Genomic DNA, 26,140 nt, shown 5'->3' on the forward strand with positions numbered 1-26,140 from the left:
GATTCTTCGTTGCACTCAGAATGACAGCTTTAGTTAAAACCTGCGAGGTCTTTTCGTTCAGTCTTTTTTTGTCATTCTGAACGAAGTGAAGAATCTTTAAAAGCAAAATGCCTAAATAATATTGTGAGGTCAATTCTGTGGTTCTTGGCTTTCAGATTCTTCGGTGCACTCAGAATGACAGCCTTAGTTAAACCCTGCCAGGTCTTTTTCGTTTTCTATCCAACATTTTCCCCATAAGCTTGTTAGTAAAATAAACAAAAATAGCTTATGGCCGAACAGCACCTTTATCAAACAGGAATTATAGGAAATTGCGCTTTCATTGCACACGTAAATAAAAATACTGATATCTCATGGCTTTGCTGGCCACGTTTCGATAGTCCGTTTGTTTTTGGGAGTTTATTGGATAAGAAAAAAGGAGGTGAATTTTCAATCCTGCCACAGGGCGAATTTACCTCTAACCAATATTATATCGAAAATACCAATGTTTTACGCACAGAAATAACCGCTGAAGACGGAAAATACCGGATAACTGATTTTGCACCGCGTTTTCACCTTTACGAACGCTATTTTAAACCTTTAATGTTCATCAGAAAAATTGAACCTCTGGAAGGAAATCCGCGTATCACAATAAAATGTGAGCCGGTTTGCGATTATGGAAAAGGGAAAATGAAATCGAGCAGGGGAAGTAACCATATCGATTATTTGGGTTGTGATGAAAATATCCGTTTAAGTACCAATGTTTCGCTTACCTATATCATCGATGAAAAAGCTTTTGTATTGAACGAAGCCAAATACCTCATCATGACTTACGGACAAAACCTGGAAGCCCCAGTAGTGAGTACGGCCGAAAATTTTCTTCGTGAAACCATTGCTTACTGGAGGTTATGGATTAAACATTCATCCATTGCCGGCTTTTATCAACCTTTTGTAATCCGCTCGGCCCTGGTTTTAAAAATCCATCAGTATGAAGATACGGGCGCTATCATCGCAGCCAGTACCACGAGTTTGCCCGAATCGCCCGGAAGTACCCGAAACTGGGATTACCGTTATTGCTGGTTACGCGACTCGCATTATGTATTAACTTCGTTAAACCACATCGGCCATTTTGAAGAGATGGAAAAGTATTTTAATTACCTTTCTGATATTTCGCACGCAGAGGATACACGATACCAACCTTTATATGGTATAGCGGGTGAACGGGAAATTACGGAACGCACTTTAGATCATTTGGAAGGTTACAAGGGCGAACAACCGATCAGAATTGGAAACCAGGCTTACGAGCATATTCAGAATGATATTTACGGCCAGGTTTTAATTTCGATGCTGCCACTTTATACCGATCACCGTTTTGTATTTTCAGAACGTAGCGATTCGGTAAAATGGATAGAAAGTGTACTCTCTAAAATTGAACGGACCATTGATGAAAAGGATGCGGGGATCTGGGAGTTCAGGAATATTGCCAATGTGCATTGCTACAGTAATTTGTTTCAGTGGGCTGGTGCACAGGCTGCTTTGAAAATGGCGAAAACCATTGGTAATGCAGATTTTGAAAAACGTGCACAGGTGTTAATTGATAAAGCTGCAGCACACATCGAAGCCTGTTACGATCCGGAAAGAAAAGTTTATACCAATGCTGTAGGAAGTTCGCATTTAGATGCCAGTACTTTGCAGCTGATTATGATGAACTACCTTGATCCGGCTTCAGACCGTGCAAAAGACCATTTAATTGCATTAGAAAAGGAATTAAAAACCGAGGATGGTTTATTTTACCGTTACCTGCATGCCGATGATTTTGGGAAACCGAAAACTACGTTTTTAATCTGTGCGTTCTGGTATGTAGAAGCATTAGCTTGCGTAGGCCGGACTGATGAGGCAATTAAGGAGTTTGAAAACATCATTAAATATTGTAATCATTTGCTATTGTTTAGTGAAGATGTTGATGCAAAAACCGGTAGTCAGTGGGGAAACTTTCCGCAGGCTTATAGCCATGTGGGATTGATGAATGCGGCTTACCGTATTGCAATTAAACTGGATAGACCGATATTTTTGTAATCAATACCTTTTTTCATTAGTATGTTAGGTTTTTAACCACAGATGTACATAGATTAACACGGATTTTTATCTGTGTGCATTCTTTTTATCTGTGGTTAAATTATTTTAGCTTTTTAATCATATCGGTAGGTGTCACACCGAAGGAAAACAGATTAATATTAAAAAAGGTCTGTGGGGACACAGACCTTGGTATAGGCTTATAGCCATATGGGATTGATGAATGCGGCTTACCGTATTGCAATTAAACTGGATAGACCGATATTTTTGTAATCAATACCTTTTTTCATTAGTTATGTTAGGGTTTTAACCACAGATGTAGACAGATTAACACGGATTTTTATCTGTGTGCATTCTTTTTATCTGTGGTTAAATTATTTTTGCTATTTAATCCTATCATTAGGTGTCACACCGAAGGAAAATAGATTAGTATTAAAAAGGGTCTGTGGGGACACAGACCTTGGTGTTAAATTCTAATTAACATAAAGCTTTGACAACTTTAATTATACACAATGCATTAAAGTTGTCCAAGTTATTATAAAAAAGGTCTGTGGGGACACAGACCTTTGTGTTAGACTTCACTGCGTTTCGCTCGAAATGAAGATTTATTTAACCGCGCTCCACAAACTCTTCCTTCACCAAACTCCACAGTAATTTTCTTACTTCCTTAAAGTCGTTCAGGTAATATTTAGCTTCAGAAATGTTGTTGCCTACCTTAATAGTAAAAGCTTCATCCGGTAGCGCCCTGAAGATATCTTCATCAGTATGGTCATCGCCGAGCGCGAGAATAAAATCAGGATCTTTATCGTATAGCCAGTTTAAAGCAGCTTTTCCTTTATTTACCTCCATATTTTTAAACTCAATTACCTTGTTACCCGGCATCAGTTGCAGACCCTTATCTGCTGCGAGGATTTTCATGTGGCTGATAATTTCATTGGCCCTTAAATCGCCCAAACCTTCTTCTGCTTTGCGGTAGTGCCAAACTAAAGAATAACTTTTTTCTTCAATAAACGATCCCGGGGTGCGGTCGGTATAGGTTTCCAACAAAGTTCTGATTTCCTGTTTCCACTGATCGGTAAGTAGGGGGAGACTATTCCATTTATCTCCGTATGATTTTTGCCAGGCGCCATGCTCGGCAATCAGGTCGACCTTTAAATGGCCAAACCAGTTTTCTAAAGTTTCATGCCTCCTTCCACTAATAATAACAACCTTATTGGCCTTATCAAGTGTCAGGTTTTCGATTAAATCATAAAGTTCGGCATCCGGAGAGGCATCATCAATATTTCCGGTAAAATCTACCAGTGTACCATCATAGTCCAAAAATAGAACCCTGTCGGATGTTTTAGCATATTTTGCGGCAATTACCTCGTTAATGGTATTTACGGCATGTTTTGTTAGTAACGATTTTTGAGAATCTTTCACTTCGTTTAATCTTAAAATAAAATTATTTACCCAATGCTTTACATTGAATTTTTCTACAGTTGCACGCATGGCGGTCATACGCTGTTCTTGTTCTTCCAAAGGCATTTTTAATGCGGTTACTATGGCTTCCATAATGTCGCCCAGGTTATTCGGGTTCACAATTACCGCATCTGTTAACTCTTTGGATGCACCAGCCATCTCGCTGAGAATCAGTACACCATCGTTGTTATTCCTGCTGGCCACATATTCCTTACTCACCAAATTCATTCCATCACGCATCGGCGTAACCAGACAGATGTCTGCGGTAGCATAAAGTGACGATAATACTTCAATAGGGAAGGAACGGTAAAAATAATTAACCGGAATCCAGTTGATGGAGCGATAACGTGCATTTAAATTGCCCACAAACTGGTCAATCTGATCCCTCAGGTCGCTGTATTGCGGTACCGTATCGCGTGAGGGAACCACAATCATAAAAAGCTCAATCTTGCCGATATATTCAGGATGAAGCTGCAACAGTAGTTCTAAAGCTTTTAAGCGTTCTAAAATGCCTTTGCTGTAATCTAAGCGGTCGATGGAAAGGATTACTTTCATATCTTCTTTTCCGGTCCTGAAATAATCGATTTCTTTTTTAACTTCTTCCGTTTGGGTTAAATCAGAAAATTTATCATAATCAATTCCCATCGGGAAAGCTTCTACTACGATTTGCCTTTCATTGCTGTTGAGCACGTTTGACGATGAATTTACCGGGAGCAATCGTGTTGCCGTGCTGATAAAATGGCGTACATCATCGTAAGTATGGAAACCGATTAAATCGGCGCCGGTTAATCCGTTTAAGATTTCTTCGCGCCATGGGATTAACCTGAATATTTCGTAAGAAGGGAAGGGGATATGCTGAAAGAAACCAATGGTAGCATTTGGTAGTTTTGCTCTCAGAATGCCCGGTAAAAGGAGCAGCTGATAATCCTGGATCCAGATTTTATCTCTTCTTTGGAGCACCTGCATGGCGCTTTTTGCAAATTTTTCGTTTACTGATTTGTAGCAGTCCCAATAAGTTTGCTCAAAATGGGCGTAAGTAACTACGTAATGAAATACGGGCCATAACACCTCGTTTGAAAAACCTTCGTAATATAAATTGATTTCGTTTTGGGTAAGAAAAACCGGATAGAGATTTAATTCGGCGAGTTTTTGTGTAACTTCTTCCTGACGTTCTTCAGGAACCTCGATTCCGGGCCATCCTATCCAGATGGAATTGCCTGATTTATACACGTCGCCAAGGCCGGTGGCAAGTCCGCCCTCGCTGGGAATAAACGTGTATTCGTCGTTTTCTTCAATGATTTTAACGGGTAGTCTGTTCGATATTATAACTGTCTTCATGCTTGTATTTGATGTATCTACATCATTAAAAGCATATCAAATTGGTTTTGTTTGGATTTTTAGCCCAAAAAAACATTCAAATGATTAAACGTAATTAAATAAAAGCGAAAAAGTAGTACCACTATCCGGAGTGGAAATTACTTCAATACTTCCCTTGTGCATCTTCATAATGTTGCGGCTAATGGTTAACCCAATGCCCGATCCGTTTTTCCTCGTGGTATAAAACGGAACGAAAATCTTTTCCAAATCTCCCGCATCAATTCCTTTTCCGTTATCTGTAACATCGATATAAAGTTTCGTGTTTTCAAGGCGGTAATTTACATTGATATAGGGCATTTCTTTATTTTCGACGGCATAAATGCTGTTGGTAATCAGGTTGATCAATACCTGTTCTATCAGTTTCAGATCAAGCTGTACCGTAATTTTTGAAGAAGTCTGTTCCACATCAAGTACCACATTTTTAACCTTGGCGAATGGCTGCATCAAAACCTTAATGTGTTTCAATATTTCGCCAATGGTATGTGATTCGAGGTTTGGTGTTGGCAGTTCAGCAATTAAGCGGTAATCTTTTACAAAATCCAGTAAACCCGACGAGCGTCTTTGAATGGTTTGTAAGGCTGTTTTCAGGTCGTCCATTTCATCTTCTGTGAGGTTCTTTTTGTCGGTTACCATTTTATTAATCGTATCCGATAATGAGCTGATAGGAGTAATGGAATTTAAAATTTCGTGCGAAATCACGCCAATTAATCGATTCCAGGCCTCGGTTTCTTTCTGCTCAATTTCGTCCTTAATATTCTGAAAACTGATGATCGTATAATTTTTCCCGTAAAGATTTAAGGGGATGACCTCCGTTGATAACTGAATCAGTTTATCCTGGATTTTTAGTTCCAGAAACCGCTTTCCGCCTGTTAAAATATGCTCTATTTCCATTGCAAATGCCGGAAGATGCTGTTTTAACCGATGCCAGTATTTGTAGGCCGGCACAGCCAGAAGATTTGAAGCTGCCTGGTTAAAGAAGGCGATTTCCTCATCCTTTTCTCCTGTTGTATTGTTTACTACGATTACGCCAACAGGAACCTGCTCCAGAATGGTTTTGATGAGCTGAAACATGGCTTCCTGCTCCAGCCTGATCTGTTTATGTACCTGTAAAATATCACTAAATGATTCATAAAGCTCTGGAAAACTGCCTTTGGTTACTTTATTTTTGAAATTTAGGGTATGATCCCGTGTTTTAACCGCCAATATGAAACGGTTAATATCCGACCGGATCTGGTTAATGTAATAATAAAGTGAAATAATGGTCCCTAATAATATCAATGAAACACCAATAATGGTAAACCAGAGTTGCGTGTTTTTAATCAGGTAAAATAAGAGATAACCCAGCAGATTGATAATCACCAGGCGGAATATTAAACGAAAGGTAAAGCGTTGGTAAAACATGTTTTTTAAGCTGAAAGCTAAAAGCTGAAAGACTAAAGCTTTAACCTTTGGTCTTTAGACTTTAAGCTTATATTCCAAATTTCTCGATTCTTCTATACAGTGCAGCCCGGGTTAAACCAAGTTCGGCAGCAGCTTTTGATATATTGCCTTTGTGCTTTTCGATGGCTTTTTGCACCATCATTTTCTCCATGTCCTCGAGTGCCATCTCGTCAGGCATTGCGTTGCTCTGAGCAAAGCGCTGATGACTTAATTGTAAATCTTCTTCCGAAATCTCGTTTCCGTCACTCATAATTACGGCCCGCTCCAGCACATGCTGCAATTCGCGCACGTTGCCTGGCCATTTATAATTTAACAGCACTTCTTCTGCTTTATGGCTTAATTTACGGATTTCTTTGTGATATTTAGAACTGAAACTTTGCATAAAATGATTGGCCAGCAGTAAAATATCCGTTCCGCGTTTGCGTAAAGGTGGCAATAACAGTTCAACCGTGTTAATACGGAAAAGTAAATCCTGCCGGAAGGTATTTTTAGCCACCATTTCATTCAAAGGCATATTGGTTGCGGTAATCAGGCGCACATTCACTTTCCGTTCTTTACTTTCGCCAAGGCGTGTAACCGTGCGGTTTTGTAAAACGCTCAATAACTTGGCCTGAAGTGGTAAGGTTAAATTGCCAATCTCATCTAAAAAAATTGTTCCGCCATCTGCCAGCTCGAAACGGCCGGGTTTATCTTCTTTGGCGTCGGTAAAAGCACCTTTGGCATAACCAAATAGTTCACTTTCGAATAAATTTTCGTTTAAAGAGCCTAGATCAACGTGCATAAAAACCTGGTTTTTGCGTTGCGAATTTCCATGGATTTCATAGGCAAAAACCTGTTTACCCGTTCCGTTTTCACCTAAAATCAGCACATTGGCATCAGTTGGTGCCACTTTGAGCAAAGTAGCCTGTAGCTGTTTTATCCCATCGGCCTGACCAACAATGTTTTCAAAACCCCTTGTGAGGTCTTTTTGTAAGGAAGAATGTATTTTTTCGAGTTTTTTAACCTTTCTGGTCGATTCGCGGAGTTTGGATGCTGCAGAAATGGTGGCGAAAAGTTTTTCGTTTTCCCAGGGTTTCAAAATAAAATCTGTAGCTCCTTTTTTTATTGCTTTAACAGCCAGTTCTACGTTTCCAAAGGCCGTCATCAAGATGACCACATAATCTTTATCGATGGATAAAATATGTTCTAGCCAGTACAAACCCTCGCGACCATCACTTGCACCTTTTTGGTAATTCATATCAAGCAGAATGATATCTACTTCATTTTTACTCAATAAAACATTGATTTCTTTTGGCGATTTACAGGTAATTACCTGCTTTACCTGCTGTTTTAGAAACAAACGGGCACTTAGCAGGATATCGTCGTCGTCATCAATAATTAAAACTGTAGCGTCTAGCATAACCTCTCCCTGTTAAAGTTAGTATTATTTATTCTTTTTTGCTCTCCCTCTCCTGTAGGAGATGGAATTTTGTTTCAGTGGTTTGAACCCACAATTCTTATTTAGTTCTATATTTTTGCCCTGACATTTATTTCAGCGCAAAAGGTGATCTTTAATAACTTTTATAACCTCATCGAGATTATTGTTTACATCTTCATTCGTAAACCGGATTACCGTTATACCAATCTTCATAAGTTCAACAGTGCGATTTTGATCATATTCTTGATTTTCGGGATTGTTGTGTATTCCTCCGTCAATTTCAATGATTAATTTAGCCTCATGGCAGTAAAAATCTGCAATATATTGATGTAATGGATGCTGCCTTCTGAATTTAAAATTCAGGATTTTTTTGTTCCTCAAACATTGCCACATCATTTCTTCAGCGTCTGTTTGTTTCTCCGTAATGCCTTCGAAAATTCAAAAAGCTTCGAATTGGCACCATGAAATAGGTTGTTCTTATAATCCTCCATATCTAATAGACTTACTTAGCCTATTAAATATAATGGTTTTAAGCTATTTATCCTCCCAAAAGAAAGCGATAAACAAAAATCTGCACCCTGTAATCACCTCCCCGCCCCCTCTCCTCAAGGGGAGGGGATGAAGGGGTGGGGCAAAAATACTAAAACTGTCCGCTCCCGCACATTAACTGTCCGATAATGAACAGGTGAAAATGATTAAAAATTTTAATTTATTGATTATCAGTACTTTAAATGTGTTTCTGGCTTTTGGCACAAGCTTGGCATAAGGCAAACCGAACAGTACAACCGAACACATGGATAAGAAAATAGAGAAAAAAAGATTTAGCACTAAAACCTTGTTAATTATTGGTGGCGCAATTGCTTTTGTAGCCGTTGTAATTTATGGCTACACTTTATCACTTAAAAAAGTTTACAGCGCCGATGCTGATAAATTAACCATCAGTAAGGTAGCATATGGCGATTTTGAAGATGTAGTTTTGCTTAATGCCAGTGTTGTTCCATTAACTTCGGTAATTGTAAGTTCATCAGAGGGTGGTACCGTTGCCGAAATTTTTACCGAAAACGGTGCTTCGGTTGTAAAAGGAACACCGTTATTGAGAATATCCAATTCAAATGCGATGTTGAGTTACACTTCCAGTCAAACTGCTGCTACCGAGCAGATTAACCAGTTACGTAAATCCAGACTGGATTTAGAGCAAAATCAAAGGGTACTTAATCAGGATGTGCTGGATGTAGAAAACAGTTTAAGAACAGCTACCCGCCAATACAGGTTAGATAGCTCTTTATTTGCCAAAAAAGTAATTACGCTACAGGAATTTAACAAATCGAGTCAGGATTTTGAATATTACCAGGGCAAACTGAAAATTGTGCGTCAGGCGGTTAAACAGGAAAACCAGAGTAGAAAAATGCAGTTGGCACAAATCGATCAGTCGATGGGCCAGATGAACGAAAGTTTGGAAATGATCCGCAAAAACATTGAAAACATGACCATCAAGGCACCTGTTTCAGGTAAATTATCGTCTTACGATCCGGTAATCGGTAAATCGTACAATTCAAATGAGATGATCGGCAAAATTGATGTATTACAGGGCTATAAACTTCAGGCAGGTGTGGATGAATATTATATCAACAGGGTTAAAGAAGGGCAGACTGCTAACTGCGAATTTAATGGCAAAACCTATAACTTAACGGTGAGTAAAGTAATTCCGGAGGTTACTGCAGGTCAGTTTCAGGTAGAAATGGTTTTTAAAGGCCCTGCACCTGAAGGTTTACGCCGTGGTTTATCTTTACAAACCAAATTGACGTTATCTGATAACAGCAAATCGTTGCTTTTGGCACAGGGACAATTTTTTCAAAGCACAGGCGGCTCATGGGTATTCGTGGTAAATAATGGCAAAGCAACCAAGAAAAACGTAAAAATCGGCAGAAAAAATTACCTGTACTACGAAATACTAGATGGTTTACAAAAAGGCGACGAAGTAATCACATCTTCATACGACCAGTTTAACCAGTACGATCAGGTGGTAATTAATAAATAAGTTTGGAGTTTGGAGTTTGGAGTTTGTTAAAAATGGGAAGTAAAGTTAATCAATAATATAATCAGGTCTTAATACTTGATACTAAATGCCTGATACTAAACACTTGATACTAAAAAAACACTTGATACAATGATTAAAATAGAAAATCTGGAAAAAGTTTACAAAACTGAAGAAGTAGAAACTACTGCGCTTAACGGAATTAACCTTCATGTGGCTGCAGGCGAATTTGTTTCCATTATGGGGCCATCGGGCTGCGGAAAATCTACCCTGTTAAATGTGATGGGTTTATTGGATAAGCCTGAAAGCGGAAGTTATAAATTTATCGATACGGAACTTTTAACGCTGAACGACAGGGAACGCTCTAATTTCCGTAAGCGGAATATGGGTTTTGTTTTCCAGAATTTTAACCTGATTGATGAGCTAACCGTTTTCGAAAACATCGAACTGCCATTAATCTATAATAAAGTTGCCGCTGGCGAACGCAAGAAACTGGTAAACGAAATTATTGAACGGATGAACATCGTAAACCGTAGCGGACACTTCCCTCAGCAGTTATCAGGTGGACAGCAGCAGCGTGTGGCCGTGGCTAGGGCCCTGGTAACCAAACCCAAACTCGTTTTGGCCGATGAGCCTACCGGAAACCTCGATAGCTCGCACGGTAACGAAGTAATGGAATTGCTCTGCGAACTGAACGAAACCGGAACCACCATTGTAATGGTTACCCACTCCAGCCACGATGCGAGTTTCTCCAACCGGATCATTAACCTGAAAGATGGTCATGTGATTTCGGAAAAGATCAACAAAAGCCGGAACGAGGAGCTGATTTAAGGGTAAAAGGCTGAAGGTTTTAAGGTAAAAGGTCGGGATATATCAGCCTTTAAACTTCACCTTCCAACCTTCAACCTCAAAAAAGATTTTAGTTTAGTTAATAATAGCCGCCAACAATCTTCCCCGGATGGGGGGATTTTGGATCGGCATTGGCGAGGTAAGATTTTAAACTTTAGGTCTAACGCACTAAAGTCTTCAACCTTTTAACCTTCCAACCCTTAACCTTAAAAATATGTTCAAATTAAACCTTAAAATAGCCTTACGTAACCTTTGGAAAAACAAGGGCTTCTCCTTAATTAATATTGGAGGACTGGCCATTGGTTTAGCCAGTTGTATGGTTTTATTGCTCTATGTTGCTTACGAGTGGAGCTACGATAAACAGTTCTCCAATCACGATAAAACTTATGTAGTTTATCAGAATATGGAGGCAAGCGGCAAAACTTTTAGCTGGGCGTGGACACCAAATGTAATGGCTAAAGAAGTGCAGGAAAAAATCCCTGGCGTTAAATATGCTTCTCATACTACTTATCCAAGAAAACAACTCATTACTGTTGGCGATAATAAGATCAATAGCAACGCCATATTTGCCGATCAGAATTTGATTAAAATATTGGATTATAAATTTCTTGAAGGTAATGTAGCCACGGTTTTAAAAGATGTAAATACCATTATTCTGACCCGGTCCTTTGCAACAAAATTATTTGGAAATGAAGATCCCATTAATAAGACCGTAAAGCTCGAAAACGAGGTAGTATTAAAAGTAGAAGCGGTAATAGAAGATGCTCCTGCAAATAGCAGCTTAATTTTTGAATGTATTATGCCTTGGGCATTGTTCGAAAAACGAGAAACCTGGGTAAAGGAAGGCAACTGGGGCAATAACATGTGTTTAACACTTGTTCAGTTAAAGGATAATAGCTTTTTCACTACTGCAAATAATTTGATGCACGGCATTTACAAACGCAATCAAAAAGATAACACATCAGTAGCTTTATTACATCCTTTAACCAAATGGCATTTATACGATGATTTTCAAAACGGTAAATCGGTAGGTGGAAAAATAGATCAGCTTAAAATATTTTTATTGCTGGCCTTTTGCATCTTGCTAATTGCCTGTGTAAATTTTATGAATTTATCTACGGCACGCTCAGAGCGCAGGGCAAAAGAAGTTGGCGTTCGTAAAGCAATCGGATCAACACGTAAATCGTTAATTAATCAGTTTTTTTTAGAATCCCTGCTTATCACATTTATTGCCACCGTTTTCGCTTTTATTTTAATTGAGGTGAGTTTGCCATATTTTAACAGTTTGTTAGATATTAAATTAACAATAGATTATCATAACAGCCTGTTTTGGTTAACACTTATTGGGCTAATGATTTTAACCGGATTAATTGCCGGAAGTTATCCGGCACTTTATCTATCGTCTTTCGAACCGATTAAGGTGCTAAAAGGTTTCACACTTAAAGCAGATTCATCCACGTCGGTAAGGAAAGTATTGGTAGTTGGCCAGTTCGTTTTTGCTGCATGTTTAATTATTTGTACAGCAGTAATTTACCAGCAACTTAACTACATTAAAAACAAGCCTGTTGGTTATGATCAATCCAATTTAATTCAAATTGCAGTAGTTGGCACAATGAACGATGCCGCTAAGCTGGAATTGCTTAAAACACAACTCATAGCAGCTGGTGCAACAACTCAGGTTACTTCTTTTAGTACCGATTTTACTGAAGGTGGAGATAATACAACGGGCATAGATTGGGAAGGTAAAAATCCGAACGAGAAAATTTCTTTTAACCATAGAACAATAGGGTATGATTTTGTTGAAACAATAGGTACTAAAATGATTAGTGGTAGGGAGTTTTCTGCGAAATTTCCTAATGATACAGCCAGCGTATTGTTAAATGAAGCGGCTGTAAGAATGATGCAGTTAAAAAATCCAATTGGCAAAGTAATTACTTTCTGGGGTAATAAACTAACTATAGTTGGTATAGTAAAAGATTTTGTGGTAGAAAGTGTTTACCAGAGAGTATCTCCGATGATTTTCAGGTCAAATGGAAAGTACGATGCTAGGGTTATCATTGCGCGTTTAAATCCAAATCAAAACATTAGTACATCGCTGGCCAAAATTGACGAGCTGGTAAAACAAATGGAACCTAATTATCCTGTTAACCGCAAATTTGTAAACGAATCTTTTGAAGTGAAATTTAAAAATGAAAAACTTTTAGGCTCACTTTCAAACTGGTTTGGCGGTTTCGCCATTTTTATTTCTTGTTTAGGATTATTAGGCCTGGCGCTTTTTATGGCAGAGCAACGCAAAAAAGAAATCAGCATCCGTAAGGTTTTGGGTGCCAGCACCGGCAATATCCTCGTGTTGCTAAATAAAGATTTTATAAAACTGGTGGCCATAGCCAATCTCATCGCGTTCCCGTTGGCTTATATTATAGTAAACAAATGGCTCTCATCTTTCGAATACCGCATCTCTATATCTGCATTGCCGTTTATTGTAGCCATTGCCTTGTCGGTACTTATTGCCATACTTACCGTTAGTGTCCAGTCTGTTAAAGTGGCAAAAGCAAACCCTATTGATGCACTAAAATACGAGTAATCCAGTTGGCAATTTAACAATTAACCAGTTTAACAATTTATACAGTTAACCCTACAATGTTTAAACTCAACCTTAAAATAGCATTACGCAACCTGTGGCGCAACAAAGGCTTTACGCTGATTAATCTGGGTGGATTGGCCATCGGTTTGGCCAGCTGCATGATTTTATTATTATATGTGGCTTACGAATATGGCTACGATAAGCAGTTTACGGATTATGATAAAACCTATGTGCTTTACAATAACCAGAAAACCGCTACAGAAACTTTTAGTTTTATGGCCTTTCCTGGTCAGTTGAGAGATGAAATAAAAGATAAAGTACCAGGCATTGCCAAAGTGAGCCGTTTATCGTATGCAGAACAGATGCTCATTTCTTATAACCATAACAATTTTAAAAAGAACGCCGTTTTCAGTGATCCTGATTTTATGAAAATGTTCGATTATAAAGTTTTAAAAGGCGATAAAAATACCATGCTGAATAGTGTTGATGGAGTAGTTCTGACAGAAACACTGGCGAAAAGCCTGTTCGGAAATGAAGATCCGATTAACAAGAGCGTAAAACTCGATGAAAAAGAAAATTTGCGGGTAGAAGGGGTAATCGAAGATTCGCCTAAAAATTCGACCATTCAGCTGGACTATGTCATGTCGTGGAAATTGTATGAAAAATTAAATCCATGGACTAAAGAAAGTGGCTGGGGCAACAATTATTGCATGTTGTTTGCGCAGCTTCAGGATAATTCCTTTTTCGACCGTGCCAATAACCAGCTGAAAGGCATGATTAAGGCGCATGATAAAGAAGCCAATGGCGAACCTTTTATGCATCCTTTATCCAAATGGCATTTATACGATAAATTTGAAAATGGCAAAAATGTAGGCGGAAAGATTGATCAGCTGAGGATTTTTTTCCTTTTGGCTTTTTGTATCCTGTTAATTGCCTGCGTTAATTTTATGAACCTTTCTACCGCAAAATCAGAAAAGAGGTCGCGGGAGGTGGGTGTGCGTAAAGCCATTGGTTCTTCAAGGAAAAATTTAGTCGGTCAGTTTATGTTCGAATCAGTATTACTTACCAGTTTAAGTATGCTGCTGGCTTTTGTGCTGATCGAAATAAGTTTGCCGTACTTTAATAACCTGCTGGGAATTACCCTCGATATTAATTACAGCGATTATAAATTCTGGGCGGTATTTTTAGGTTTAACCCTGTTAACTGCCTTTATTGCCGGAAGTTATCCCGCATTTTACCTGTCTTCTTTCGATCCGGTTAAGGTTTTAAAAGGCTTTAAAATCTCAGGAGGTTCTACCTTATCTATCCGTAAATTTCTGGTGATTTTTCAGTTTGTTTTTGCCGCCTGTTTAATTGTTTGTACGGCTGTAATTTATCAGCAGTTAAATTATATTAAAAATAAACCCATTGGTTACAACCGGGCAAACCTGGTGCAGATTTCTACCGAGGGTGAATTTTCTAAAAAAGAAAAACGCGAAATCTTAAAGGATGAACTGCTGAAAGCTGGCGCAATAACTGCCTCTACAGAATATAGCATGTCATTAACTTCCGGAGGGAACAACACTTACGGTGTGAGCTGGCCCGGCAAAAATGAAAAAGATAAAATCCTGGTCAATTTCAGGTTTACCAACCTCGACCTGACCAAAACTACCGGCATGGAAATTTTACAGGGCAGGGATTTCTCCAAAGATTTTGCCGATACCGCCAATGTGATCGTTAACGAGGCACTGGTTAAGGTAATGGGCATGAAAGATCCTGTGGGTAAAATGGTCACCTGGGACCGGCCATTGAGGATTATCGGCGTACTGAAAGATTATGTAATGGAATCGCCTTATCAAAAAGCTGCTCCATTGCTTATTGCTCAAAACACCAGTCGCGCCACTACCATTATTATGCGGTTAAATGATAAAAACAACATTACAACATCCATTAACCAGATTAATGAAGCGGTAAAAAGGTTAAATCCATCATACCCAACCGAGATAAAATTTGTTGATGATAACTTCGAACGGAAATTCAGGGATGAAAAACTGCTGGGAACACTTTCGAACTGGTTTGGTGGTTTTGCCATCTTCATTTCCTGCTTAGGTTTGTTAGGATTAGCCTTATTTATGGCCGAGCAGCGTAAAAAAGAAATCAGCATCCGTAAAGTTTTAGGGGCAAGTACAGCCAACATCCTTACTTTATTGAACAAAGATTTTATAAAACTGGTTGCCATTGCCAACCTGATTGCATTTCCCCTGGCTTATATTATTATCAGTAAATGGCTTTCGGGTTACGAATATCGCATTTCGGTTTCAGCATTGCCATTTATTGCCGCCATAAGCCTTTCTGTTATTATAGCAATACTTACGGTAAGCGTACAATCAGTTAAAGTTGCAAAGGCAAACCCTGTAGACGCGCTTAAATACGAGTAAACCAGTTGGCAGTTTTAAGTTATTTATTTAACAATAAACCTATTTAACAATTTATACAGTTAACCTATCATGTTCAGATTAAACTTAAAAATAGCACTACGTAACCTTTGGAAAAATAAAAGTTATGCTTTGATCAGCATATTTGGTTTGGCCGTGGCCTTAACCATTTTTATTTTAACCATGTTATATGCGAATTATGAAAAAGGATTTGATTCATGGAATTCAGGGTATGAACACATTTATCGCGTAAATTATAAGTCATCAACTGAAAATGTTGCTTTAAGCCCAGGCAATATGGCAACAGTGAGTAAAGAGAAAATTCCTGCGGTTGAAGCCGCAACGCGGATACAGGATTACTGGTTTGGAGATCTGCTGCTCAAAACAAAAACAAAAAGTTTATATGTAAACGATGTTTTGCTTGCCGACAGCAATTTTTTAAAGGTATTTAATTACCCATTGGTTTATGGCAACGCCGAAACGGCATTTAGTAAACCACAAACGCTGATTTTAAGCAAAACAATGAGCGAAACGCTTTTTGGAAGCGGGGTAAATCCGGTTGGTGAAACCATTATACTCGATCAAACATTGCCCTGCACGGTAACAGCCGTGGTAGATGAAGCCCGATTTCCTTCACATTTTCATTTTAAACTCATCCGCAGATTTAAAAAAAGTGCCAGCGATGAGTATTACAGCAATAACTTTTATACCTATGTTAAATTAAATGAAAACAGTGATGTAGCACAAACAGAAGGTTTATTAAATAAGAACCGCACAGAAATATTAAACGCCGAACTGGCCAAATTACCAAACGAAGAAAAAAGTGGCTTTTCTGAATTCATTACCCAAAATAAACTTTATCTGCAACCTGTAAAAACCATACACTTAACTAAAGCCAGTGTTGAGTACGAATTTGCAGGTAACGGAATAGGGCGTTACATGTACCTGATGTTTATAGTGGCTACACTGGTATTGATTATCGCAGCTGTCAACTTTACCAATTTATCCATTACCATTGCTACAAGAAGGGCTAAAGAAACCGGAGTACGAAAAGTTTTGGGTGCCCATAAAATGCAGATTGGTGTGCAGTTTATCTTAGAAACAGCCTTTCAGTGCTTATTAAGCCTGGTTGTTGCCATTATTATGGTAGAGCTCTTCTTGCCTGCTTTCAATAACACGATTGGCTCGGCTATCCAGCTCAGTAACTTTCCTGATTATAGCCAGATAGCCGGTCAGATTTTATTGTTGCTCTTAACCATAACCTTAATCGTAGGGCTTTATCCGGCATTGCTCATCAGTAATATTATCCCTGCCAGGGTGTTAAAAGGAAATTTTGCGAACAGCAATAATGGTTATTGGATCAGAAACGGGTTAATTGTACTTCAGTTTGCTATTGCGGTTTTATTTATTTCGGGCATTTGGATCATCAATAATCAGTTGAACTACATGCAACAGCGGGACTTAGGCTATAAGCCACAGCAGGTAATGGCCATTAATTTACAAAACGATAGTGAGGCGCATTACCAGAAAGTAAAAAATACACTGAAAAATATCAGTGGTATAAACAGCATAAGCAGGGCCGACCATATTCCCGGTGAAGACATGGGTGGAAATAGCTACGTGAACCAGGGAAAAACCTATAGTGCCAATTTCATTTCTATTGATGTAGATTATTTTAATACGATGGGGATGAAGATTGCAGAAGGAAGACCATTTAGTGCTGCAACAGCAACCGATACTTTAAATTCACTGATACTGACCGAAACCGCAGCGAAAACTTTTAACCTTCAAAATCCGGTTGGGAAAATGATTAAATTCCATACCAGGGATGTGAAAGTGATCGGTCTGGTAAAGGATTTTAATCATTACAGTCCTGAAAAATCGTATCAACCTATTGTTTTTCAGTTTATTAAAGGGAATCCGCTGCGGTATGTTCTGGTTAATGTTTCTGCGCAAAAATCGGCTGAGGTTATCGCACAGATTGAAAAAGAATGGACAAAACTCGAGCCCGATTTTCCGATTAAATATACTTTGTTGGATAGATCATTCGAAAAGCTGCTGCAAAAACAGATGCAACTCCGAAGTGTTGTTGCATTTTTATCCATCATTACGGTTGCGCTTGCTTTAATGGGGATTTTTGCCATAGCTACATTTACCACGCAGCGCAGAAGTAAAGAAATTAATATCAGAAAAGTTCTCGGTGCCTCAATTTTTGATATCCTGGGGCTTTTAAATAAAGGATTTGCCAAACTTGTTGTTCTGGCGAATTTAATTGCCTGGCCGGTTGCCTATTTTATATTGAGAGAATGGCTTAACGGTTTCGCCTTTAGAATAGCCATGCCTGTTTTGCCTTTTATTTTATCTGGATTGATTACGCTTTTTCTTACGGTTGTTATTGTGAGTTTACAATCGTTTAGGGTTGCAAATGCGAATCCTGTTGATGCACTTAAATACGAGTAAACCAGTTGGCAGTTTTCAGTTATCAAGTTAACAATTAACCAATTTAACAATTTATACAGTTAGCCTATCATGTTCAGATTAAATTTAAAAATAGCACTGCGTAACCTTTGGAAAAACAAAGGTTTTACATTAATCAATGTTGGTGGACTGGCAATTGGTATGGCCTGTTGTTTAATGCTGCTGTTATATGTGTATTACGAATGGAGCTTCGATAAGCAATATAAAAATGCCGATAAAGTGTATTTATCAGCCCTGAATTTAAAGTTTAACGGCAAACTGGCTACTACTATGGCGGTTCCGAATAAACTGGCCAAAGCCGGAGCTTCAGAACTGCCGGGCATTAAGAGTGCCGCACGCATCTCAATGAATAACGGACAGAAATTATACAGCCGAAACCAGCAAAATTTTAAACTGAAAAGCATTGATGTTGATCCCGATTTTTTGAAAATGCTCGATTATAAATTCATTTATGGAGATCCGAACACGGCCTTAACCGAACCAAATAATGTACTTATTAACCAATCTACGGCTAAGAAACTGTTTGGCGAGGAGAATCCGGTCGGGCAAAGCATTAAATACGATAACCGTATTAATTTAAAAGTGAGTGCCGTAATAGAAGATCTCCCTAAAAACCAGAGTATCCGGTTTGATGTGTTGCAGCCCTGGGCCTTCTTTGAACAGGAAAATCCTTCGGAGAAGGAAAATGGATGGGGATCGATTACCTGTTTAACTTTATTCCAGCTTAAAGATAACGCTTCATTAGAAGCTACAAATGCAGCCTTGAAACATTTTATTGTAAATAAAGAGCCTGATTTAAAAGAAATGACCTACCAGCCTTTTCTTTTTCCTTTAAGCAAATTGCACTTGTATGATGATTTTGATAACGGTAAAGTGGTCGGTGGTAAAATCGATCAGTTAAGGTTGTTCGTTTTCTTAGCGATATGCGTGCTGTTTATCGCCTGTATCAATTACATGAACCTTTCTACCGCCAAATCGGAAAAACGGGCAAGAGAAGTTGGTGTGAGAAAAGCTTTGGGTTCTACACGGAATACCATCATGGGGCAGTTTATGATAGAATCGCTTTTGTTGTCGTTTTTGGCCATGTTAATTGCCTTTACAATGCTCGAAGTTTCTTTGCCTTACTTTAATAATCTGCTCGATATTTCGATTAAAATCAACTATAGTTCAATTGGATTTTGGGCGGTTTTGCTTTCAATGGTATTATTCACCGGTATCCTGGCGGGAAGTTATCCTGCATTTTACCTGTCATCTTTTATCCCGGTAAAAGTTTTAAAAGGATTTAAAGGTTCAACGGGTTCTTTATCCATCCGTAAAACATTGGTAGTGGTGCAGTTTAGCCTTTCTATCTGTATGATTATTTCGGCAATTGTAATTTACAGCCAGATTCAGCACCTTAAAAATAAGCCCCTGGGTTTTGATGAAACTGCATTGGCACAGATAGATCTGGAAGGCGAATGGACAAAACCAGAGAAACTACATACTTTTAAAAACGAACTGGAAAGAGCAGGTGCCATAGTGGCTTCTACTGAATATGCAGGTTCTTTTACCAGCAGCGGTTCTATTACCGGCGATATCCAATGGCCGGGCAAACCTAAAAATGATGTATCTATTATCAATTACAGGAGCACTGGTTTCGATTTTGCCAAAACTACCGGTGTTAAAATTATAGAAGGACGGGATTTTGATCCTAAATTTTCGGCTGATACCTCCACATCGCTTTTGCTGAACCAAAGTGCCGTTAAAATAATGGGTTTAAAAAATCCTGTTGGTACCATTATACATTGGGGCGATAACCCACCACTTAAAGTTGTAGGTGTGGTACAGGATTATTCGAGCGAATCGCTTGCTTCAAAAATACAGCCAACGGTTTATTATTATAATATTAAAACAAGTAAGGTTCTCTTGCTTAAACTAAATCCAAAGCAATCGCTGTCTGCCTCTATCGAAAAAATAAAATCGGTAAGTCAAAGTTTAAATCCGGCCTATCCTATAGAAATAAAGATGGTTAGTCAGGGTATGGCCGAAAAACTCCGCAGTGAAAGGTTACTCAGTGTACTCTCGAACATTTTTGGAGGCTTTGCCATTTTCATCTCCTGTCTTGGTTTATTGGGTTTGGCCCTCTATACTGCCGAGCAGCGTAGCAAAGAAATCAGTATCCGCAAGGTGCTGGGTGCCAATCTTTCGGATATTCTGATCCTGCTGAACAAAGATTTTATGAAACTGGTAATTATCTCCAATATTATTGCCATTCCGGTGGCTTACATTCTGCTTGCCAAATGGCTCGAAAAATACGATTATAAAATAACGGTAAACCTTTGGCCATTTTTGCTCGCGTTGTTGACCTCGGTAATTATTGCCATTTTAACGGTAAGCCTGCAAACTTTCAAGGTAGCTAAAGCAAATGCTGTTGATGCGCTAAAATACGAATAAAGACCTGCGGATGGTGTTTGGCGGTTAGCGTGAATTTACCGCTGACCGCTAAATGCTTCTCGCTAAAACATACTAAACATGTTAAAACTTAATTTAAAAATCGCCTGGCGGAACCTTTGGAAAAACAAAGGTTATACCCTGATCAATATCCTCGGCCTTTCTATCGGAATGGCCAGTTGTATCCTCATTTTTATTTTTATCCGTTATCAGCTCAGTTTTGATGAAAATTTTAAAAACGAAAGCAGAATCTATCGGGTAATAACCAGCTGGACTACTCCTGATAGTTTTTTTGAATCTCCAGGTACGGCCAGGCCACTTCCGGCTGCTATGCGGAACGATTTTAGTCAACAATTTGATAAGGTAGGAGCCATTCAGGGCGGTGGTGGAATTATTAAGGTAAAAGATGCATCAGGGAAAGAAAGCATTAAAACCGCAGAGGATGTGCAATATGCAGATCCTGATTTTTTCGAAATCCTTGATTTTAAATGGCTGGAAGGCAACCCGCGTCAATCATTAAGTCAGCCGAATACAGTTGTTTTATCTGATGAAATGGGCGATAAACTTTTTGGCGATTGGCACAAAGCGGTGGGGCAAAGCATCAACTTTAAAAATAAACTAGACCTTAAAGTAACCGGAATTATAGAAAAAACACCAGAAAACAGTTCGTTTCCACTTAGAATTGTAATTTCTTACAAAACTTATCAAAACCTGGCCGGACCAGAGCTAACCAGCTGGGGTTCGGTTTCTTCATCATCCGAATGTTATGTCTTGTTAAAAAAAGGTGTTTCTATAGAAGAAGTAAACAGAAATATTCCTCAGTTTATAGATAAATATTATCAGAAAGATGATATTTCTAAAGAGGGGCACCGTTTTCAACCCTTAAAGGACATACATTACAATGAAGAGCTTGGTAATTTTGCAAATAAGGTTATTTCTAAAAAAGAACTTTACGGCTTGGCTATTATCGGCGTTTTTTTATTGCTAACCGCTTGTATAAATTTCATTAATCTTGCTACTGCACAGGCGGTAAGCAGGGGTAAAGAAGTTGGTGTACGTAAGGTAATGGGTAGCTTACGCAGGCAATTAATCGTTCAGTTTTTAACCGAAACTTTAACAATAACGGTTCTTTCTTTACTGGTGGGTTGCGTTTTAACCGAAATTGCGCTGCCTGGCATGCAAAGTTTATTTAAAGATCATATTTCTTTTAGTATCATTGAGCATCCCATTATACTGGTGTTTATGCTTGTTTTGGTAATGTTAGTAAGCTTTTTGGCAGGTTTTTATCCTGCCATGGTGATGTCAGGCTATAGTCCTGCACTGGCAATAAAAAATAAAATTACCGCAAATGCCGGAGGTTTAAGTTTACGTAAAATTCTGGTTGTGGTGCAATTTGCCATTACCATTATACTCATTATCGGTACTTTGGTTGTACTTAGGCAAATGAGTTATATGCGTGAGAAACCGCTTGGTTTTATTCCAACCGCTGTAGCTTTGGTCGACATTCCTTCTGATAGCATGGCGATTACACGCTACCATACCCTGCAGGATCAGATCAATAAAATCCCTGGAGTATTATCTACCAGTTATTGCAGTGCTGCACCATCATCCGATTTTAATAACGAAAGTAATTTCAGATACAATAGCACTGTAAATGCAAATTTTCAGGCCAATACCAAAACCGGCGACGAAAACTATTTTAAAACATTTGGTTTAGCAATTATTGCCGGAAAAGGTTTAGCTAAAAGCGATACCGTTAAAAATTTTGTGGTAAACGAAACCCTGTTGAAAAAACTAAATGTAATTAATTATAACGAAGCGCTTGGTAAAACCATTAGGGTACATGGTAAAACCGGGACTATTGTTGGAGTGGTTAAAGATTTTAACAACAGAAGCCTGCATGAGCCAATTTCGCCTATTATTTTAAACAGCGATAAAGAGTCCTATAACACTATTGCAGTAAAACTGGATAGTAAAAGTATTTTGCCCGCTATGCAGGCCATCGAAAAAACCTGGAACAATGTGTTGCCGGAATATGTGTATGGCGCTAATTTTATGGATGATAAAATCAGCGAATATTACCAGACGGAAAAAATAATGGGTGCTCTTTTTAAAGTATTTGCAGGCGTAATTATCTTTATTTCCTTTATTGGCTTATTTGGGCTGATTTCTTTTGTAGCCACACAACGTACCCGCGAAGTAGCCATTAGAAAAGTACTGGGCGCCTCAACCGTAGAACTGGTTAAAATGCTCAACGGCTCATTCCTGATGATGGTTTTTATTGCCAATTTAGTTGCATGGCCTTTGGCTTATTTATTTGTTTCCAAATGGCTGGCTACCTTTACCTACCGGATAGAGGTGAATGTATGGCCTTTTATTCTCGCAATGATTATCTCTATGACGATAACCCTTATTACCGTAAGCATCCGCTCTTACAAAGCTGCGGTTGCCAATACCATTGATGCTTTAAAATACGAATAACACCTGCGGACAGCGTTTGGCGTTCAGCGTTGATTTTCTGCTAACCGCCAAACGCTATTCGCCCAACGCTAAAAATATGATACAATTAACCAACATCGAAAAATACTACGCAAACAAAGGCGTTAAAAATTATGTGCTCCGCCTGGTCACCACAACCATTAAACAAGGGGAATTTGTTTCCATTATGGGGCCATCGGGTGCCGGAAAATCTACACTGCTCAATATTATCGGCATGCTCGAAGAACCCACTTACGGTACTTATGAGTTTCTGGGAGAAAATGTAACCTCGCTAAACGAACGTAAACGCATCGAACTTTACCGCAACCACATCGGCTTTGTGTTTCAGGCTTATCATTTAATAGACGAAATGACGGTTTATGAAAATATCGAAGCACCCTTATTATATAAAAAAGTAGGTAGCTCCGAAAGGGCGAGCAGAATTGCCGATCTGTTAGATCGTTTTAACATTGTGGCCAAAAAAGATTTATTCCCAAATCAACTTTCAGGCGGACAACAACAATTGGTGGGGATTGCCAGGGCATTGGCTGCACAACCATCAATAATCCTCGCCGATGAGCCAACAGGTAATCTGCAATCGGCACAGGCAGAAGAAATTATGGCCTTATTTAAAAAATTGAATCAGGAAGATGGCATTACCATTATCCAGGTTACCCATTCAGAAAAAAATGCACAATATGGCAACCGGATTTTACACATTGCCGATGGCGTGGTAAAAGAAGATGTTGCTATTACTTAAATCTCAGGTAAAGAAAACATTGTTTGGTGGAAGATCAGGACTCATCCAATATAAAATCTGTGTTTATCTGTGTGCATCTGTGGTTTAAAAACAAACTAAATAAATATTCGGGTTGTAGCATAAAGCGCATCCCGAATAAAAACATTTTTTAATACCTAATGCTATAGTTAATTGTTAAATTCGTTTTATAAAACCATTTTAATGAAACAGATTCTGATTATCGCCCTCACTTGCCTTTCAGTAACAACATTTGCACAAAAAAAGCTCCCGATTGTTAAAGCAAATGCCAAAACAGCCAAAATTTACGAAGAAGATGGTCTTACTAAAGGCTGGAATATCAATCTGAAGGCAAAACCCGATATTTTTACAACTTCAAAACTAATAAAAGCCAAAACGGTTAAATTTAAAACTGATATCGATTCAATCACCCTAAAAATCAAACCAGGTGAAAAAAAGGATTTCATTGTGCTGTTAGATGGAAAGGATAGTTGTTATACACAAATTGCAAGTCCTGATATTAAAAATTTTGGCAAAATAAAACCCGAAATCCACGACAGTATTCCACTGTTTATCAATAGCGAAAGTACCATCTATGTCAAATCTATTTTCAACCAGATAGACACGCTTAATTTAAATTTCGATAGCGGAACTACAGAACTGGTGTTTACCAACGAAGTATTAAAAAGTAAAGTAAAATCTAAACCTCAGTTATACAATACTACTTATAACCTCAAATTAGGCAGCAGTGATTATAAAACTAAGCTTTATCCGGCCGAGCTCACCGGTGCGGGTACCGATGGAAGGTTTGGCTGGGATTTGTTCGATGGAAAAATTGTCGAACTCAATTACGATCAAAACCTGATGGTTGTTCATTCCGTTATGCCTAAAAATGTGGCAAAGGATAAAAGCTTTACGAAATTAAACATTAAATATTTTGCGGAACTTCTTCTGGTAGAAAGCACTATTGAGCAGAGTGGAACAAAAAACACCGATTGGTTCCTTTTCGATACCGGCTACCATCGCACAGCCATGTTGGATAACGACTTGCTAAAAACAGGCAAATTTCCTACAGATAAAATGGAAGTGATTAAAAAAGTAATGATGCATGGTGCAACAGGAAACGAAGTGCCTGTAATTACTTCAAACCTGCAAACGCTTAAATTGGGCAAATACAACCTGAAAAATTTACCTGTACAACTAATAACAGGTAACAAACCACTAAGGGGCGCAAATATCCACATTTTAGGCAACGAAGTTTTAAAGCGGTTTAATACCTTTCTCGATTTCCAGAATAATGCAGTTTACCTTAAACCGAATCATTTTTATAACGATGCTTATGTAGAACAGAAAAAGAATGGTGCGTAGATCTTATTTATAATAGCGTCCTCATCTCGACCGAAAACGTCCCGAATGTTCGGGCGAGAGATCTATCTCGAGACAGATATCTCGGCTACGTTGCACTCCGCTCGAAGGACGACGTGTGTAGTTTCATCCCTAAACCTTACCTTTGCTTCATGCAAAAAACGTTTACCGATCAGATGGGTAGGGAGATTACCATCAATTTCCCTCCTAAACGGATTATTTCTATTGTGCCCTCACAAACAGAGCTTTTGTTCGATTTAGGCTTAAATCAGGAAATTATCGGATTAACCAAATTTTGCATCCATCCGATAGAAAAGTTTGCAACGCGCACCAAAGTAGGAGGGACGAAAAAGCTCAATATCGATTTAATTAAAGATTTAAAGCCAGATCTCATTATCGGCAACAAAGAAGAAAATACTCAGGGTGATATAGAAGAACTTGCCGAATATTTTCCTGTTTGGATGAGCGATATTTTTACCCTTGACAATGCCACGAAAGCCATTGCCGCAATAGGGGCGCTGGTAGATCGTGAACCTGAAGCCAGTTACCTGAACCACCTGATTTCTGCCGGATTTAACGACCTGAAAACACTTGCATTACAGCACCATATTGAAAAAAAGGTAGCTTACCTCATCTGGCGCAAACCCTATATGGCCGCCGGAAAAAATACCTTTATTGATGATATTTTGCTTACAAACGGCATGATGAATGTAATTAAAGAGGATCGTTATCCTATTGTAACATTAGAACAACTAAAAACTTCTAGCTGTGAGCTGATTTTACTTTCATCAGAGCCGTATCCTTTCAGAGAAAAACACATCGAAGAAATCCAATCAGCAATACCTGGAGTCAAAATTATATTGGTTGATGGTGAAATGTTCAGCTGGTATGGCAGCAGGCTGGTTAAAGCCGTTCAGTATTTTTTCGAATTCCAAAAACAACTTTATTAAGCATACCGTTTTAATTGTTGTAAATTGTAGCATAAAATTAAATCACTCCGTTTAAA

General features: G+C 38.6%; 15 protein-coding genes. 11 read left to right on the plus strand and 4 right to left on the minus strand.

Features of this window, described 5'->3' with window-relative positions:
- Positions 1–267 precede the first annotated feature (267 nt).
- The gene (locus ABD769_RS04420) at positions 268–2,052 is read left to right on the plus strand and encodes a glycoside hydrolase family 15 protein (protein ID WP_344849768.1); all 1,785 of its coding nucleotides are present in this window, start codon (positions 268–270) and stop codon (positions 2,050–2,052) included.
- A 606-nt stretch (positions 2,053–2,658) separates the two neighbouring features.
- Here the strand turns inward: ABD769_RS04420 and ABD769_RS04425 are convergent.
- From ABD769_RS04425 to ABD769_RS24990, 4 genes are all read right to left on the minus strand, one after another.
- The gene (locus ABD769_RS04425; RefSeq protein WP_344849769.1) at positions 2,659–4,848 is read right to left on the minus strand and encodes a bifunctional alpha,alpha-trehalose-phosphate synthase (UDP-forming)/trehalose-phosphatase; all 2,190 of its coding nucleotides are present in this window, start codon (positions 4,846–4,848) and stop codon (positions 2,659–2,661) included.
- An 84-nt stretch (positions 4,849–4,932) separates the two neighbouring features.
- The gene (locus ABD769_RS04430) at positions 4,933–6,288 is read right to left on the minus strand and encodes a sensor histidine kinase (protein ID WP_344849770.1); all 1,356 of its coding nucleotides are present in this window, start codon (positions 6,286–6,288) and stop codon (positions 4,933–4,935) included.
- Positions 6,289–6,355: 67 nt separating this feature from the next.
- The gene (locus tag ABD769_RS04435) at positions 6,356–7,726 is read right to left on the minus strand and encodes a sigma-54-dependent transcriptional regulator (protein WP_344849771.1); all 1,371 of its coding nucleotides are present in this window, start codon (positions 7,724–7,726) and stop codon (positions 6,356–6,358) included.
- Positions 7,727–7,858: 132 nt separating this feature from the next.
- Positions 7,859–8,182 (minus strand): endonuclease domain-containing protein, encoded by a 324-nt coding sequence (locus ABD769_RS24990; RefSeq protein ID WP_425568849.1) that lies wholly within the window; start codon positions 8,180–8,182, stop codon positions 7,859–7,861.
- Between the two features lie 355 nt (positions 8,183–8,537).
- Between ABD769_RS24990 and ABD769_RS04440 the strand changes: the two genes are divergently transcribed.
- The 10 genes from ABD769_RS04440 to ABD769_RS04485 all read left to right on the plus strand — a co-directional run bounded on the left by ABD769_RS04440 (position 8,538) and on the right by ABD769_RS04485 (position 26,084).
- Entirely contained in the window at positions 8,538–9,782 is a 1,245-nt protein-coding gene (locus ABD769_RS04440; protein ID WP_344849772.1) for an efflux RND transporter periplasmic adaptor subunit, read from the plus strand.
- 129 nt (positions 9,783–9,911) lie between these two features.
- Positions 9,912–10,610: an ABC transporter ATP-binding protein gene (locus tag ABD769_RS04445; RefSeq protein WP_025142969.1), complete on the plus strand. Its 699-nt coding sequence runs from the start codon at positions 9,912–9,914 to the stop codon at positions 10,608–10,610.
- Positions 10,611–10,842: 232 nt separating this feature from the next.
- Positions 10,843–13,212 carry an ABC transporter permease gene (locus tag ABD769_RS04450; RefSeq protein WP_344849773.1) on the plus strand — a complete coding sequence of 790 codons (2,370 nt, stop codon included), beginning with the start codon at positions 10,843–10,845 and terminating at the stop codon, positions 13,210–13,212.
- Between the two features lie 56 nt (positions 13,213–13,268).
- Positions 13,269–15,629: an ABC transporter permease gene (locus ABD769_RS04455; RefSeq protein WP_344849774.1), complete on the plus strand. Its 2,361-nt coding sequence runs from the start codon at positions 13,269–13,271 to the stop codon at positions 15,627–15,629.
- Between the two features lie 69 nt (positions 15,630–15,698).
- Positions 15,699–18,086 carry an ABC transporter permease gene (locus ABD769_RS04460; protein ID WP_344849775.1) on the plus strand — a complete coding sequence of 796 codons (2,388 nt, stop codon included), beginning with the start codon at positions 15,699–15,701 and terminating at the stop codon, positions 18,084–18,086.
- Positions 18,087–18,155: 69 nt separating this feature from the next.
- Positions 18,156–20,537: an ABC transporter permease gene (locus ABD769_RS04465; protein WP_344849776.1), complete on the plus strand. Its 2,382-nt coding sequence runs from the start codon at positions 18,156–18,158 to the stop codon at positions 20,535–20,537.
- Between the two features lie 78 nt (positions 20,538–20,615).
- On the plus strand, positions 20,616–23,015 hold the full coding sequence (locus ABD769_RS04470; RefSeq protein WP_344849777.1) for an ABC transporter permease: 2,400 nt from the start codon (positions 20,616–20,618) through the stop codon (positions 23,013–23,015).
- A gap of 76 nt (positions 23,016–23,091) precedes the next feature.
- Positions 23,092–23,772, plus strand: a complete 681-nt coding sequence (locus tag ABD769_RS04475; RefSeq protein WP_344849778.1) for an ABC transporter ATP-binding protein — start codon at positions 23,092–23,094, stop codon at positions 23,770–23,772.
- A gap of 201 nt (positions 23,773–23,973) precedes the next feature.
- Positions 23,974–25,137, plus strand: coding sequence for a pepsin/retropepsin-like aspartic protease family protein (locus ABD769_RS04480; RefSeq protein ID WP_344849780.1), 1,164 nt, complete (start codon positions 23,974–23,976; stop codon positions 25,135–25,137).
- A 149-nt stretch (positions 25,138–25,286) separates the two neighbouring features.
- The gene (locus tag ABD769_RS04485) at positions 25,287–26,084 is read left to right on the plus strand and encodes an ABC transporter substrate-binding protein (RefSeq protein ID WP_344849782.1); all 798 of its coding nucleotides are present in this window, start codon (positions 25,287–25,289) and stop codon (positions 26,082–26,084) included.
- Positions 26,085–26,140 lie beyond the last annotated feature (56 nt).

The organism is Pedobacter jeongneungensis (genome assembly GCF_039538295.1).
GTDB classification, from domain to species: Bacteria; Bacteroidota; Bacteroidia; order Sphingobacteriales; family Sphingobacteriaceae; genus Pedobacter; species Pedobacter jeongneungensis.

What these genes read in the sequence shown, in the direction of transcription:
- ABD769_RS04460 (WP_344849775.1), top strand. Translation starts at nt 15,699, where the DNA reads ATGTTCAGATTAAACTTAAAAATAGCACTACGTAACCTTTGGAAAAAT.
- ABD769_RS04455 (WP_344849774.1), top strand. Translation starts at nt 13,269, where the DNA reads ATGTTTAAACTCAACCTTAAAATAGCATTACGCAACCTGTGGCGCAAC.
- ABD769_RS04470 (WP_344849777.1), top strand. Translation starts at nt 20,616, where the DNA reads ATGTTAAAACTTAATTTAAAAATCGCCTGGCGGAACCTTTGGAAAAAC.
- ABD769_RS04450 (WP_344849773.1), top strand. Translation starts at nt 10,843, where the DNA reads ATGTTCAAATTAAACCTTAAAATAGCCTTACGTAACCTTTGGAAAAAC.
- ABD769_RS04480 (WP_344849780.1), top strand. Translation starts at nt 23,974, where the DNA reads ATGAAACAGATTCTGATTATCGCCCTCACTTGCCTTTCAGTAACAACA.
- ABD769_RS04425 (WP_344849769.1), bottom strand. Translation starts at nt 4,848, where the DNA reads ATGAAGACAGTTATAATATCGAACAGACTACCCGTTAAAATCATTGAA.
- ABD769_RS04475 (WP_344849778.1), top strand. Translation starts at nt 23,092, where the DNA reads ATGATACAATTAACCAACATCGAAAAATACTACGCAAACAAAGGCGTT.
- ABD769_RS04420 (WP_344849768.1), top strand. Translation starts at nt 268, where the DNA reads ATGGCCGAACAGCACCTTTATCAAACAGGAATTATAGGAAATTGCGCT.
- ABD769_RS04445 (WP_025142969.1), top strand. Translation starts at nt 9,912, where the DNA reads ATGATTAAAATAGAAAATCTGGAAAAAGTTTACAAAACTGAAGAAGTA.
- ABD769_RS04430 (WP_344849770.1), bottom strand. Translation starts at nt 6,288, where the DNA reads ATGTTTTACCAACGCTTTACCTTTCGTTTAATATTCCGCCTGGTGATT.
- ABD769_RS04465 (WP_344849776.1), top strand. Translation starts at nt 18,156, where the DNA reads ATGTTCAGATTAAATTTAAAAATAGCACTGCGTAACCTTTGGAAAAAC.
- ABD769_RS04435 (WP_344849771.1), bottom strand. Translation starts at nt 7,726, where the DNA reads ATGCTAGACGCTACAGTTTTAATTATTGATGACGACGACGATATCCTG.
- ABD769_RS04440 (WP_344849772.1), top strand. Translation starts at nt 8,538, where the DNA reads ATGGATAAGAAAATAGAGAAAAAAAGATTTAGCACTAAAACCTTGTTA.
- ABD769_RS04485 (WP_344849782.1), top strand. Translation starts at nt 25,287, where the DNA reads ATGCAAAAAACGTTTACCGATCAGATGGGTAGGGAGATTACCATCAAT.